This window comes from Paracoccus methylovorus (assembly GCF_016919705.1).
Lineage (GTDB): Bacteria > Pseudomonadota > Alphaproteobacteria > Rhodobacterales > Rhodobacteraceae > Paracoccus > Paracoccus methylovorus.
Window position 1 is genome coordinate 1,806,535 of sequence record NZ_CP070368.1, and the last position, 13,216, is coordinate 1,819,750.

The following is a 13,216-nucleotide window of genomic DNA, read 5'->3' on the forward strand; positions in this document are numbered from 1 at the left end:
GGCCCGGCTTTCTGCGATCACCAGCTTGCAGCAAGACCGGGAACGAAGGGCCGGTCCTCGTCAGCCTCGGCCTGCCGCGCCGCGCGCGCGCCTTCCGTCGTCCAGGCATGGGGCAGGATATCCGGCGCGATCCCGGTTGCGCGGGCCACATCGTCACGCAACGCGAGCAGCAGGGTCCGCGTTACCAATGCCACCCCCGCAAGGAACGGGTGGCGGGCATTGGCAGCGATCTTCACGCAATAATCCGGCACCCAAGGCAAGAGGTGATGGTCAAGGAAGAAAGCCGCGTCCTGCAACGCCGTCAGGGTCCCCACCCCAAGAAGATGGGTGACGAATTGCAGCTCGTGAACGATGTGATCCTCCGACCGCAACCGCCAGTCCGGCACGGACAGCCCGTAATGGGCATAGAAATCACGAACCGCGAACATGGGCTCCTGTCGTTCCAGATGATCCTCGGTCATCCAGACCGATCCGGTGGGTGCCGCGCGAAAGCCATGGGTCAGATAGGCATCGGTGTAATCGGTGGCCAGTTCGTCAAGCACCGCCTCGGGCACGGGCCGCGGCAACCCGGAAAGCACCCGGGCAAAGCTTAGCGTGACGGAAGCATCCTCGCGCCCCTCGGTCAGCACGCCGATCACCGCAGGGAAATCGGCATCAAGCAGGGCGTCGATCAGCGGCTGATCCGGTTCCCGGTCATGCAACCGGATCAGCGGTGCCAGCACCTCGGCCCATAGCGCAAAGCGCCATGCCTCCTCGGAGGCAAGAGCGATCGGGGTTGCAGTGGTCATGTCTGCCATCACTCAACCCGCCCCTTGGAATGCGGCACAAAGCGGATCGACGGGTTGGTCAATTCGGGATCAGCCATGGACCTGACCTGCCGCACCAGACTTTCGCTGGGGCCGACCGCTTTCGTGTCGAAGGTTCCGGCGTCGATCTGATCCAGCGGGCCGACGTCAAGCACGCGCATCATGCAGGCCGAAACGCAATAGGGTTTGCGCCCGACCTCAAGCTCGTCGATGCACATGTTGCACTTCTGGACAATATTCAGCTCGACATTGAACTGCGGCGCCCCATAGGGACAGGCCGCCTCGCATTTGCGGCACCCGATGCAGAGGGTGCTGTCGATATCCACCACCCCGTTATCCTTGCGCTTGTAGATGGCGCCGGTAGGACACGAGGGGATGCAGGCCGGTTCCGCGCAATGGTTGCACGACATGTTGATCTTGAAGGCAAAGACCTCGGGATAGGTGCCGCCCTCGATATACTGGACCCGGCGGAACCGAGGCCCCGCATCAAGGCCGTTCTTGTCCTTGCAGGCGATTTCACAGGCCCGGCAGCCGATGCAATCCACATTGTTGTGGATGAAAGCAAACTGCTGTTCCGGCACGACCGGCACATAGACCTCGCGCTTTTTCTTCAGAACGCTGGCCTTGAGCTTGCCCTTGTCGAGATCAGGATTGGTTGCCATGAGAAGATCCTCTCCTGTCAATAGTCGCGGCGGAAGACATGGCTGCGCGCGGTCGCCAACTGGTCCCAGCCAGGCCGGTGCGCAAGTTCGGATTTCCGCACGTCCACCAGAATCGTGTTGTAGGCAAAGGCCCCGGCGGGCGACGGGTTGTCGAGCGTCAGAAAGTCGGGGTTCCCCGAACGGTCGACGCCGTTTTCATCAAGATCCATCCAGGAGCCTTCGAACAAAACCACGACGCCGGGCATGCAACGTTCCGTCACATGGACCGGGGTCACGACCTTGCCGCGCTCGTTCCATAGTTCGATCGTGTCGCCGGTAACGATGCCAAGCCGTTTTGCATCGGCGGTGTTCATCGTGGTTTCCTGGCTGAAGGTTTCCCGCAGCCACGGAATGTTGTTGAAGATCGAGTGCGTCCGCCAGCGCGGATGCGGCGTGATCATGTGGAACGGGTATTCCTTGGCCTTTTCGTGGTTCAGGCTTTCCCAAGGTTCGATCCATTTCGGGATCGCGGGGATGTGATAGCCCCATTGCGTTCGGGTCCAGTCCTGCACCTGTGCAAGCGTGGTCGAGAATATCTCGATCTTGCCCGAGGGGGTTTCAAAGGGAACGCCCTTCTCGATCTGGTCGCGGAAGGCGACATGCGGCTCTGGCAGGACGAACTTGTAAACGCCGCGTTTTTTGAACTCTTCCCAGCTCCAGGTGACGCCCTGATGGCTCTGGACCTTTTCCCACCACGCCACCAGATACGCCTCGTCCACAGCGTCGGGGTCGTGGAAATAGTCGCGGCTGGCGCGGGGGTTGTATGCCGGGCCAAAACCCAGCCGATAGGCCAGTTCGGTAAAGACCTGAAAGTCGGTCTTCGATTCCCCCAGCGGTTCGATCACCTTGGGCCGGTGGATATAGTAATGCCCCTTATACCAAGGCAGCGCCACGTCATGGCGTTCGAAATGAGTGGCGATAGGCAGCAGGTAGTCGGCCCAGATCCCGGTAGGTGTGATCGTGCTGTCCATGCAGACCAGCAGGCTTTCGCCCTCGCCATAGCTGTCGAGCTTGCGGATCGCCTCGATTTCCTTGTTGATGTTCGTCAACTGGTTGAGCCAGTCCGAGCCCTGCCAGAAAATCCCCCGGATATTCGGTATGACCCCGTCCAGATTGTCCGAACGCGGCCATAGCCCCGCCTCTTCCCGGCTGACGTTAGGATAGTTCAGCACGATATGGGCCCAACGGTCGGACTTGATCGAGGCATACCAGATATTCGAGTTGGCATCGTAGGGATAGGCGATGGATTCGGCATGCCACCCCTTGCCCACGCCCTCGGCGCATCCGCCAAGAATGCCGATATTGCCGGTCATGGCCTGAACCGCCGCAGCCATGCGGTTGTATTGTTCGCCATAGGCGGCGCGACCGGGGGCCCAGCTTGCCTTCAGGGCGGCGGGCTTGGTGTCGGCATACATCTCGGCCAGCTTGATGATGTTTTCGGCCGGCACGCCGCAAATCTCGCTGGCCCATTCCGGGGTTTTCGCAATGCCGTCCGAGGTGCCCTCGATATATTCGCGAAAGCTTTCCTGACCCTTGGCCCATTCAGGCATGGTGCCCGGATCCATGCCCTGCACGAAGCGGTCGATGAACGCCTGATCGTGCCGGTTGGTGGCGAATATGTGATAGGCCATGCCCGCCAGCATCGCGGCATCGGTATTCGGCCTGATGGGAATCCACCACGCATCATAGGCCGAGGCGCTGTCGGTATATTGCGGGTCGATCAGGACGAACTTGCATCCGCGCTGCTTGGCCAGGCGCATGTAATAGAACGTATTGCCGCCATGGAAGGTATAGGCCGGGTTCCAGCCCCACATGATGATCAGCTTGGAATGGGCAAACGCGTCATCTTCGTTGCCATCCTGAATGGTGCCGAAGGTCCAGCGCGAGGACGAGGTCGTACCCTGATAGCTGGGCACCGACCAACTGTTGGTCCGGCAGCCGAACATACCCATGAAGCGACCCAGAAGGCCCTCGATCTGGTCGGATTTGTGCAGGACGCCGTAAGAAGCGCCGGCATAGCTTTGATCCAGAAGCGCGGTCGGCCCATAGGTTTCACGCAGATGGACCATCCGTTCGGAAATTTCGGTAAGGGCCTGCTCCCAGCTTATCCGCTTGAACTTCGCCTCTCCGCGCGCGCCGACCCGTTTCATCGGGTAAAGCAGCCGTTCGGGCGAATATAGCCGCAACCGATAGCTGCGCCCGCGCAGGCAGGCGCGCAATTGCGGCTTTTCCTCGGTATCGGTGCCGTAGGCATCACCCTGATACGATCCGTTGTCGGTGGAAAGCCGGACGATCACATCGCCCTTCTTGTGCGCCACCAGCATGTGACGGCTGCCGCAGTTATGCGCGCAGGAGGTGACGACCGTGGTAAGATCGTCGTCGCGCGGATATGGCTCATAGGCAAAGGCACGGGCCGGAGCCGCCTTGCCGCCAACAAGAGCCGTCGCCGTGGTGGCTGCCGCGCCTTTGAGAAAACCGCGACGCGAGGGGGTCAGAAGATTGGCCAGCCGGTTGAAATCGAAATGCTTGGTCATGGCTGTTTCTTTCATGGCGCGGAGGAAAGCTGATGTTCCGGTTTCGATTCCGTCGGGCGGTCGACAGCCCATTGCGGAATCTCGCTGTCATCCATGTCCGGCCACGGATGGCGGGCGTAAGGATAAGAGGTCCGGTACCAGGCCCGCCCCCCGTGGCAGCCGTAGCAACTGTCCGAAGTGCCGTTGCGGGCGATTTCCTCGATGGCTGCGGCGTTCAGGTAATTCACATTGTGCCGTTCGGTGCGATAGGTCTCGGCATGACAGGACAGGCAGCCGTTCGGCGCCTCTGCGTATTCCAGATCGACCTTCAATTCGTGCCAGTCGCCCTCCATATCCATGATCTCGGCCGGATAAGAACCGTGGCACATCAGGCAGGTCTCGGACGGGTTCACCATCTTGCGCAGGGTGAATTCCGGGGTGACCAGCGCCGAAAAGGCCGCGCGCGTCGGCATCATGTCCGGGCTTTCTTCACGCAAATCGTTGCCTTTGTGGCAAAAATTGCACTCGAGCTTCATGACCTCTTTGGCATAATCGCTTTCAAGATGACGCCAGTGAAAATCGGCCTGCGGCCCGGAATAGGTGTCCAGCGTCTGATACCAGGCAAGGCTTTGCTGTGCCTCAACTCCGGCGAGTGAGGTCTTGCGCGGCTCATGGGTCGCGATTTCCTTGTGGCAGGCCAGGCATTCCGCGCTCGACGCTGTCTCGATCAGCGGCGGATAATGGATCGGGTCGTGCCTTGCGGCTTCGTAATCCAGCGCAGGCAGTTTCGCCTCGATCGCCGCCACCTTTGCCGTGATTTCGGCAATCTCGTCCGCAGTCGGCTCGGGGGCGTCGTGATAGGTTACGTCTTCCGGGTATGGAACGGGCTCGATCTCGATCACCGCATCGTCGTCGAGATCCGCATAGGGACCGTCGACTTCATCGGTTTCGGTGTCAGGTTCCGCCTCGGTTTCCGGGTCGGTTTCCGCTACGGGCTCCGGATCGGTTTCAGCCTTGGCAAGAACAACGGTTTCCGCCGCCGAGGTCCCGTCGTCATTTCCTTCCGCTGGATCGATTGTATTCGCCTTGGCGATCTCGGGTTCTTCTTCGGCTGCGAGGGCCGCAGCAGTGGTTTCCGTTTCAGGGTCGGCGTCCGAAACGGACACCAGCGCCAATACCGGCATTGCGGAGTCGCGATAAGCCAGCACACCAAGGCTGTATATTGCGAGAAAGCTGAGGGCGCCGAAACCCAGCCCAGCCAGAATGCCAAGAAGGTTTATTGACTTGCGCATGGCACAGTCCCTTGAGGTGATGATTAGGAACGAAGAAGTGACGTTCCTGAATTTGGGTTTTGACGTTTACCGACCCGCAGACCGGGCCGTGCAGACCCATGCTGTGCCGTTCCAGTCATAGCGAACGCAGTCGGGTGAAGGCGTCAGGTTCTGCCCCTCGATACGGACCGGATCTTCCGTGCCGCCTGCCCCCTCAATGTTCACCACGGTTTCTTCTGGATTAACTGATCCCGAAGGCACGTCGGTCTCGGAGATGACGGTAGGATTGCCCGCGATTGGGCTTTTGGGGGGCATCATGAAATAGATCCCAGCCGCCACGGCAGCCAAGACGACAACAACGCCAAGTAGTTTTCTGTTCATTTCAACCAGGCCGGTTTCAGGTGAAAAACGCGGGGGCAGCGAACGCCGCCCCCGGGGGACTGGTGACAGTTACTCTTTCGGCGGGGTCCAATCGCCCGACATACCGGACATCCCACCCATGCCAGACATACCGCCCATGCCCGACATGCCGCTCATCCCAGTCTGACCGGCTGCATTCCAGACGTATTGGGTGCAGGCCCAGCCAGAACTGTTCCCAGCCATACCCGACATGCCACTCATACCCGACATGCCGCCCATGCCAGACATTCCGTCCATACCGGACATACCGCCCATACCCGACATGCCACCCATGCCAGACATACCGCCCATACCGGACATGCCATCCATACCCGACATGCCGCCCATACCGGACATACCGCCCATACCCGACATGCCACCCATGCCAGACATACCGCCCATACCGGACATACCGCCCATACCCGACATGCCATCCATACCCGACATGCCGCCCATACCGGACATACCGCCCATACCCGACATGCCATCCATACCCGACATGCCATCCATACCGGACATACCGCCCATACCGGACATGCCACCCATACCGGAGATACCGCCCATGCCAGACATGCCACCCATACCCGACATGCCACCCATACCCGACATGCCACCCATGCCGGACATGCCGCTCATCCCCGTCTGGCCAGCGCCCATCCAAGTGTATTGAGCGCAGGTCCAGCCGCCGCCGTTACCGGCCATCCCCGACATACCGCTCATACCGTCCATGCCGGACATACCACCCATGCCGGACATGGAATCTGCGGACGCGACCGACGCGAAGGCACCGGCGCAGATAATTACGGCCAAGCCACGCTTCATCGATTTATTCATCCATTTTCTCCTTTTTCGTGTCCGGGCCAGCGGGACTTGCCCCTGACCCATTTTTCACCCAGCCCCGCAGGCCGGGATTACTGCCCGTCATGCCAATGACGGATGTCGTAAGGTCCGGTCATCCCGGGCCAAATGAAGGGGGTGAACCAAGCGCCCTGATCTTCCAGAAACCGCAGGCTTGCCGGATAGGGCTGCTCAACGCCGGTAAGGGCGGACCCATACCATTCCGCGGTTTTCTGCATTTCGGTGATCACCGGCGCAGCGGCCGGGCGTTCCCATGGCGTCGTGCCAGCGGTGAAAAACGGCTCTGACTCTGCACGACCGACAAGGCCGCCGAACACGACCAAGCTGGTTGAAACTGCAAGGGCGAGAGTTGCTGAGCGCATGGTTCGATCCTCTAAGACTGGACCCGCATGTCAGGTTGGCGACGGCGGGCCTCTTAGGGGACAGATAGCAGGGGCGCAGAATTTATCTAATAATTTCTTATGGATAAGTCTAAATTTGGCCTTTGAATCCCCGCCATTTTGTCGGCTTGGTCCGGGCCTGCAGGATCGGCACGTTGAAATATTGGGGATTGCGTCTGACATGATGGCAGGGACGATCCCGAAGAGCTGTCATGTGATATTTCGCCACACCCGCCCAAACCCTAAGCTGACAGGAGCGGATTTGGGGACGGAACGGCATGCGATTGCCTGTGCGCCGAGAATCAGGCGGCAATCGGAAAGCTCCACCGACAGCAGCTCGACCATGCGCACAGCACCTTCGGTGCCCGCGGCGGCCAATGCGTAAAGCATCGCCCGGCCAAGCATCACCGCATCCGCCCCCGCAAGAAGCAGTTTCAGGATATCGCTGCCGCGCTGGACGCCGCTGTCGGCCAGCAAAGTATAGTCCGGGCCGACTGCCGCACGGATCAGGGGAAGGATCTCGACCGGAGAGATCGTGCTGTCGAAATTACGCATGCCATGGCTGGGAACGACGACACCATCCACCCCCATGTCCCGTGCGATGACCGCATCCTGCGGGGAAAGAATACCCTTCAGCAGCATCCGTCCAGGCCAGCAATCCCTGACCGCGCGGGTATGATCCCAAGACAGGCCCGGCTGATGACGCATCGTGGCCCCTTTGCGTCCAAGGATCGAGGCTCGCGCAGCGGGGGGATAATGGGCAAAGCGCGGCAACCCGTCCGCCAGAAGGGAACGCCCCATGAGTCAGACCCTTGGTAAAGGTGCAACGGCTCAGATGCCGCAAGCCTGGGTTCGGGTGCAAAGCCTGGCCGAAGCAGGCGATTTTGCCGGTGCGCTTGCCGTTCAGCGTCAGATGATTCCGCTGATGGACGCAATTTTTGCCGAAGAGAACCCCGGCCCCGCACGCGAGGCGTTGCGGCAACTCGGCATGGAAACCGGCAATTCCCGCTTGCCCATCGCCCCGGTCTCGGCCGGGCTTTGCAGCCATATCGCCCAAGTGCTGACCGATCTGCGCGCCGATGGTCACCCGCTGCCGCAACCCGCCTGACCATACCGCCATGGATGAAACCGCCCGCAGCTCGATCTATGCTCAGGACGCCGCAAACCAGTTCCGCTGGCCCGCACTTTCGACAGAGCTGCGGGCACGTATTGCCGTAATTGGCGGTGGCCTCACCGGACTTTCCACGGCGCTGCATCTGGTCGAGGCGGGACAGGACGTGGTCCTGCTTGAAGCGTATCAGCCGGGCTGGGGCGCCTCGGGGCGCAATGGCGGGCAGCTTAATCCGGGGCTGAAATACGACCCTTCCCAGATCATCGGAAAGTTCGGGACCGAAGCCGGGAACCGACTGGTCGAGTTCGGCTGGTCCACCGTCCAGCGGACAGCGGACCTTATCGGACGGCTGGGCATCGACTGCGATCTGCGGCTGAACGGAACCCTGCGGGCAGCGGCACGGGCTGCAGATGTCGCAGCGGTCAGGGCCAGCCAGCAGGATATGGCTGCCCATGGAATGCCTGTCGAATGGGTCGAGGCGGACGCCATGACACGGCTGACCGGGCATGGCCGCTATCACGGCGGCTTTCTGGACAAGCGCGGAGGTGATCTGGACCCGCTGCGCCTGTGCCATGGCTTGGCCGGCGCAGCGCATGCCGCAGGCGCCAGGATCCACGGCGACAGCCGCGCGATTTCTCTTGGCCGCGACCAAGGCCGCTGGCGAATCACGACCAACACGGGCGCGGTGATCGCTGACCGGGTCCTGATCTGCTGCAACGGCTATGCGGACGGGCTGGTGCCGGGGTTGAAGCGGGCGATGGTGCCTGTCTTCAGTTCGGTTCTCGCCACGCCGCCCCTGCCTGATGCACTTGCCGCGCAGATCATGCCCGGCCGTCAGGTTCTTTATGAATCAGGGTTGGTTACGGTCTATTATCGCGTTGATGCGCGCAACCGCCCGATCCTCGGTGGACGCGGCCCGATGCGGCCGGTGGCGTCACCCGAACGGCTGGGACACATCGCGGATGACGCGCGGCGGCTTTGGCCGGGGTTGGCGGATGTCGGCTGGCAGACCGCATGGAACGGACGCGTCGCGATAACAACAGACCATCTTCCGCATTTTCACGATCTTGGCGATGGGCTGCTTGCGATTTACGGCTACAATGGCCGGGGTGTCGCATTGGCCACCGCAATGGGGGAACCACTCGCCTCGTGCTTGGCGGGCAAGATTGCGTCCGCCGAGCTGCCCATCCCGCCTACTGCGCTAAGTTCGATCCGCTTTCACGCATTTTGGCCTATCGGCGTGCATGCAACGATTGCCTGGTCAAGGCTTCGAAAAGCCCTGACCTAAGGACAGCGATCCCGGATACGCAAACAGAGGACTATGGCTGCGATCCGAAATCCTGTTCCATCCACCTTACGCCAGCATCCGGGTATCGCCGCATACCGAGATTGCCTGTCCCGACACAAACCGCCCCAGCGGTGACGCGAGATACAGTATTTGGGCGGCAATCGCCTCGGACGGGACATATTCCTTGATCGAGGTATAGCGGAACGCCTCGGCCTCGACCTCGGCAAAGCTTTGGCCGCGCTGCTGCGCCTTGGCCTCCAGCACGCGACGCTGACGGTCGCCCGCGACAAGCCCCGGCAAGATCGCGTTCACGCGAATGCCGGACTCGCCTAACTCGATCGCAAGGGATTTCGTCAGCCCGATGACCCCCCATTTCGCAGCGGCATAAGGCGTGCGCAGGGCAAAGCCGACCCGGCCTGCAATCGAGGACATATTCGTAATCGACGGATTTACGCTTTCCCGCAGCGCCGCGACCGACCGGGAAACGGTCAGGAACTGGCTGGTCAGCACGATATCCAGCGTCTTGCGCCAATCGGTCGTCTCGATATCTTCGATGCGCGCCGTCGGACCTGCGATACCGGCATTGTTCACAAGGCAATCAAGCCCGCCCAGTTCGGCGATTGCCCAATCCGTGAATGCGGTAAGCGCGCGTTCATCCGAGACATCGACGCGCTTGCGCAGCACGGTGTCCGGTAGGGTTGCCAGCGCGTTTTCGTCGATGTCGCAGGTGGCCACGGTCATGCCCGCATCCAACATGGCATCGACTATGGCACGGCCGATCCCGGCCGCACCGGCCGTAACGATAGCGCGCTGGCGCTTGAGCTGCAGGTCCATTCAGGGTCTCTCTTGTTGAAATGCTGGCAGGTGTTCAAGGATGATGCCTGACGCGGTGGTGATGTCGGTTCGGATGGCGTCTGCCGCAGCCTCGCGATCACGGGTTTGCAGCGCATCGACAAGAAGGGTATGCGATTCGACCGAATGGCTGGCGCGCTCGAACGAGTTGTGGCCGCCAAGGTCGAGCGAGATCATCGGACCCGCGCGCAGCCAAGCCATCCCGATCAGTTGGCGAAGACTGCGGGATTGCGCCGCGTCGTACAGGGTGAAGTGCAGCTTCCTGTTCAGGATCAGGGCATTGGCCCGTTGCTCGGACGCCAGCGCACTTCCGAATTCCTCGTGCAGACGGGTGATTTTTCCCGCCGTTTCGTCGGTCATGTTGTCGACGGCCAGACGGGTGGCCTCTGATTCCAGAAGCACGCGGGTGCGGGTCAGGTCGCGAAAGTCCTCCTCGGTCATGTGGGGGACGATCACCGCCTTGTTGCGCTGGATCGCCAGCGCCCCCTGCGCGATCAGGCGCCCGATCGCTTCGCGCACGGGCATGGTCGACACGCCCAGATGATCGCCCAGTTCCCGGATCGAAGTGCGGCTGTCGGGTTTCAATGTCCCATCCAGCAGCATTTCGGCAATCGCATCATAGACTTGCCCGGTCAGGGACGCCGCTTTTAACGGTGCATGAGGGGTTAAGAGATCGCTCATTAATTTTCCAGCCCGTTGACAGGTCGCGTTTTCAGCTCCAGTATGATCTGAGATCACACTGAATCAGCGCGAAAGTCAAGGCACCGAGGAGGGCAGACTGCTCCGCGCACTCAAGGGAGGAATGGGAATGACAAAGTTGATAGGTCGCCGTCAGTTGCTGAGAACGGGTGCAGCCGCGGGTTTCGCAACCTTGGCAATGCCCGCGCTGCTGCGCGCGGCCAATGATCCGATCGTGTTCGGACACCTGACGCCACGCACCGGTTTTCTGGGGCCGATGGGCGAATATGCTGTCATGGCGGTCGATCTGGCCGTGGAGGAAATTAACGCAGCCGGAGGCATCGACGGTCGGCCCCTTCAGGTAATCAAGGAGGATTCGGTCAATCCGCAGACCGCCACCACCAAGGCCGAGCGGCTTGTCGAACGCAAGGATCTGGCCCTGATTCTGGGCGAGATCTCGTCCGCCTCGGCGCTGTCGATTGCACAGGTCACGGCCCGCGCGAACAAGATCTTCATCAATACCGGCGCAAACTCGGACACGCTGCGCGGCAGCGACTGCAAGCGGACAATGTTCCACACCGAAGCGCAGAACGTGATGTATGTGAACGCCGAGGGGCAGTATTTCCTTCAGAACGATCTGGTGAAGGGCAAGCGCTGGTTCCTCCTCAGCTCGGACTATGCATTTGGTCACGACCTGCGCAAAGGGGCGCTTGCGTTCCTTGAGCGTCATGGCGGCGAGGTCGCTGGGGACGAATTGATCCCGACCGACGCCACCGATTTTTCGTCCCATCTGCTGACCATCCGCAGCGCTAAGCCGGATCTGATCGTCGTCAACCTGGCGGGCACGTCGAACGCCAGCTTCCTCAAGCAATATGGCGAATTCGGTCTGGACATTCCCCTTGGCGGTTTCGATTACAACAGCTCCATCGCATGGGCGACCGGCGCGCAGGACTTCAAGGGAACCTGGCCCTGCGTCTGGACGCATCAGGTCCAGACCGAGGGTTCGCAGGCCTTCGCCAAGGCGTTCATGGACAAATACGGCAAGCCCGCGGAAAACCAAGCCTACAGCGATTATATCGCTGTCCGGATCGCTGCCGAGGCGATTGCAAAGACAGGCGGCACCGACACCGACGCTCTGGTCGCATATCTGGAAGACCCCACCACCGAATTCGACATTCTGAAGGAACGCAAGGGTCGCTTCGATCCCGCAACCCACCAGTTGTTGCAAGAGGTTTACGCGGTCACCGCACTCGATCCGTCCGAGGTGACGAACGAGTGGGACATCTTCAAGACCTCTGCCGCCCTGCCCGCCGGCGATATCCCGCTGGAAGAGCTGATCAAGGGCGCAGTCGGCGGCGCCTGCTCATTCTCGTGACCTGACGGACGCGCCGATCGGTGCGTCCCATACAGTCCCCAAGGGCGCGCAGCCTCTGCTGCGCCCCCATCACTTTGCATGGACTCGAGGACGCCTCATGGTTCTGGTTTTTCTCTCGCAGTTGCTGAACGGGCTGCTTGATGGGTTCTATTACATGCTCATCGCGCTTGGCCTGTCCCTGATCTTTTCGCTTGGCGGCATCGTTAACCTGGCGCATGGCGCGTTCTTCACGCTTGGCGCATATCTTGCGCTGGTTCTGACGCCCCACATCGGGTTCTTCGGGGCGCTGATCGTCGGCCCGCTGATCGCAGCCGTGCTGGCCATCCTGATGGAGCGGTTCCTGTTCACGAGGTTTTACCGCGAGGACCCACTTTATTCGCTGCTGCTGACCTTTGGCATCGCCATGATCATCGAACAGAGCCTGCGCTGGTATTTCGGCGCAACGCCTCGGGCCTACTCGATGCCGACCGAACTGCGCGGGCAGGTTTTCATGGGCGACTTCGTGTATTCGCGCTACCGGATGTTTCTGATCGCGGTGGCCGTCGTCGTCGTCTCGGCCGTCTGGGTGCTGCTGAACCGCACCGCCTTTGGCCGGATCGTGCGGGCAGGCATCCAGAACCCCGACATCCTCGGCACCCTTGGGATTTCCTTGCGGCCCTATCTGTCGGCAGTCGTCGCCATCGCCATCGCCATCGCCGCCATTGCAGGCGTCCTGATGGCACCGCTGCAGCCCATCCATCCGATGATGGGGGTCGAGGTCGGAACCGCCGCCTTCGTCGTCGTGGTCATCGGCGGCCTCGGTTCGTTCTGGGGCGTGGTCATTGCGGCGCTGCTGGTCGGTCTGGTCAAGGGCGCGATGATCGGCCTTGGCCTGTCGCAATACTCGATGCTGGCAATTTACCTGCTGATGTTCGTCGTTCTGCTGCTGCGCCCGCGTGGCCTGCTTGGCGAACGCATCACTCGCTTTGAATAGGTATCAGATGC

Annotated in this window: 14 protein-coding genes; 4 read left to right on the top strand and 10 right to left on the bottom strand. The window is 61.1% G+C overall.

Annotated elements, in window-relative coordinates:
• Positions 1 to 17 precede the first annotated feature (17 nt).
• The 8 genes from JWJ88_RS09015 to JWJ88_RS09050 all read right to left on the bottom strand — a co-directional run bounded on the left by JWJ88_RS09015 (position 18) and on the right by JWJ88_RS09050 (position 7,729).
• Complete coding sequence (locus JWJ88_RS09015; protein WP_205293774.1) at positions 18 to 788, bottom strand: TorD/DmsD family molecular chaperone; 771 nt, start codon at positions 786 to 788, stop codon at positions 18 to 20.
• 8 nt (positions 789 to 796) lie between these two features.
• Positions 797 to 1,468 carry a 4Fe-4S dicluster domain-containing protein gene (locus tag JWJ88_RS09020; protein WP_205293775.1) on the bottom strand — a complete coding sequence of 224 codons (672 nt, stop codon included), beginning with the start codon at positions 1,466 to 1,468 and terminating at the stop codon, positions 797 to 799.
• A gap of 17 nt (positions 1,469 to 1,485) precedes the next feature.
• Complete coding sequence (locus tag JWJ88_RS09025; RefSeq protein WP_205293776.1) at positions 1,486 to 4,041, bottom strand: molybdopterin-dependent oxidoreductase; 2,556 nt, start codon at positions 4,039 to 4,041, stop codon at positions 1,486 to 1,488.
• Between the two features lie 11 nt (positions 4,042 to 4,052).
• Positions 4,053 to 5,312, bottom strand: coding sequence for a hypothetical protein (locus JWJ88_RS09030; RefSeq protein ID WP_205293777.1), 1,260 nt, complete (start codon positions 5,310 to 5,312; stop codon positions 4,053 to 4,055).
• Between the two features lie 66 nt (positions 5,313 to 5,378).
• The gene (locus JWJ88_RS09035; protein WP_205293778.1) at positions 5,379 to 5,609 is read right to left on the bottom strand and encodes a hypothetical protein; all 231 of its coding nucleotides are present in this window, start codon (positions 5,607 to 5,609) and stop codon (positions 5,379 to 5,381) included.
• Positions 5,610 to 5,741: 132 nt separating this feature from the next.
• Complete coding sequence (locus tag JWJ88_RS09040) at positions 5,742 to 6,524, bottom strand: hypothetical protein (protein WP_205293779.1); 783 nt, start codon at positions 6,522 to 6,524, stop codon at positions 5,742 to 5,744.
• Positions 6,525 to 6,601: 77 nt separating this feature from the next.
• Positions 6,602 to 6,910, bottom strand: coding sequence for a hypothetical protein (locus JWJ88_RS09045; protein WP_205293780.1), 309 nt, complete (start codon positions 6,908 to 6,910; stop codon positions 6,602 to 6,604).
• Positions 6,911 to 7,138: 228 nt separating this feature from the next.
• Positions 7,139 to 7,729 (bottom strand): alpha-hydroxy acid oxidase, encoded by a 591-nt coding sequence (locus JWJ88_RS09050; RefSeq protein ID WP_205293781.1) that lies wholly within the window; start codon positions 7,727 to 7,729, stop codon positions 7,139 to 7,141.
• On the opposite strand from JWJ88_RS09050, the gene JWJ88_RS09055 reads away from it, so the two are divergent.
• Both JWJ88_RS09055 and JWJ88_RS09060 read left to right on the top strand, forming a co-directional pair.
• The gene (locus JWJ88_RS09055; protein ID WP_205293782.1) at positions 7,728 to 8,036 is read left to right on the top strand and encodes a dihydrodipicolinate synthase family protein; all 309 of its coding nucleotides are present in this window, start codon (positions 7,728 to 7,730) and stop codon (positions 8,034 to 8,036) included. The two genes, JWJ88_RS09050 and JWJ88_RS09055, sit on opposite strands and share 2 nt — an antisense overlap.
• The gene (locus JWJ88_RS09060; protein ID WP_205293783.1) at positions 8,008 to 9,327 is read left to right on the top strand and encodes an NAD(P)/FAD-dependent oxidoreductase; all 1,320 of its coding nucleotides are present in this window, start codon (positions 8,008 to 8,010) and stop codon (positions 9,325 to 9,327) included. The genes JWJ88_RS09055 and JWJ88_RS09060 overlap by 29 nt, the downstream gene beginning before the upstream one ends.
• Before the next feature lie 66 nt (positions 9,328 to 9,393).
• On the opposite strand, the gene JWJ88_RS09065 is transcribed toward JWJ88_RS09060, so the two are convergent.
• Together JWJ88_RS09065 and JWJ88_RS09070 are read right to left on the bottom strand one after the other, a co-directional pair.
• Positions 9,394 to 10,161: an SDR family oxidoreductase gene (locus JWJ88_RS09065; protein ID WP_205293784.1), complete on the bottom strand. Its 768-nt coding sequence runs from the start codon at positions 10,159 to 10,161 to the stop codon at positions 9,394 to 9,396.
• Positions 10,162 to 10,860, bottom strand: a complete 699-nt coding sequence (locus JWJ88_RS09070) for a GntR family transcriptional regulator (protein WP_205293785.1) — start codon at positions 10,858 to 10,860, stop codon at positions 10,162 to 10,164.
• Between the two features lie 127 nt (positions 10,861 to 10,987).
• Here JWJ88_RS09070 and JWJ88_RS09075 point away from each other — a divergent pair, with 127 nt between their 5' ends.
• Both JWJ88_RS09075 and JWJ88_RS09080 read left to right on the top strand, forming a co-directional pair.
• Positions 10,988 to 12,232, top strand: coding sequence for an ABC transporter substrate-binding protein (locus JWJ88_RS09075; protein WP_205293786.1), 1,245 nt, complete (start codon positions 10,988 to 10,990; stop codon positions 12,230 to 12,232).
• A 97-nt stretch (positions 12,233 to 12,329) separates the two neighbouring features.
• On the top strand, positions 12,330 to 13,205 hold the full coding sequence (locus JWJ88_RS09080) for a branched-chain amino acid ABC transporter permease (protein WP_205293787.1): 876 nt from the start codon (positions 12,330 to 12,332) through the stop codon (positions 13,203 to 13,205).
• Positions 13,206 to 13,216: the final 11 nt, after the last annotated feature.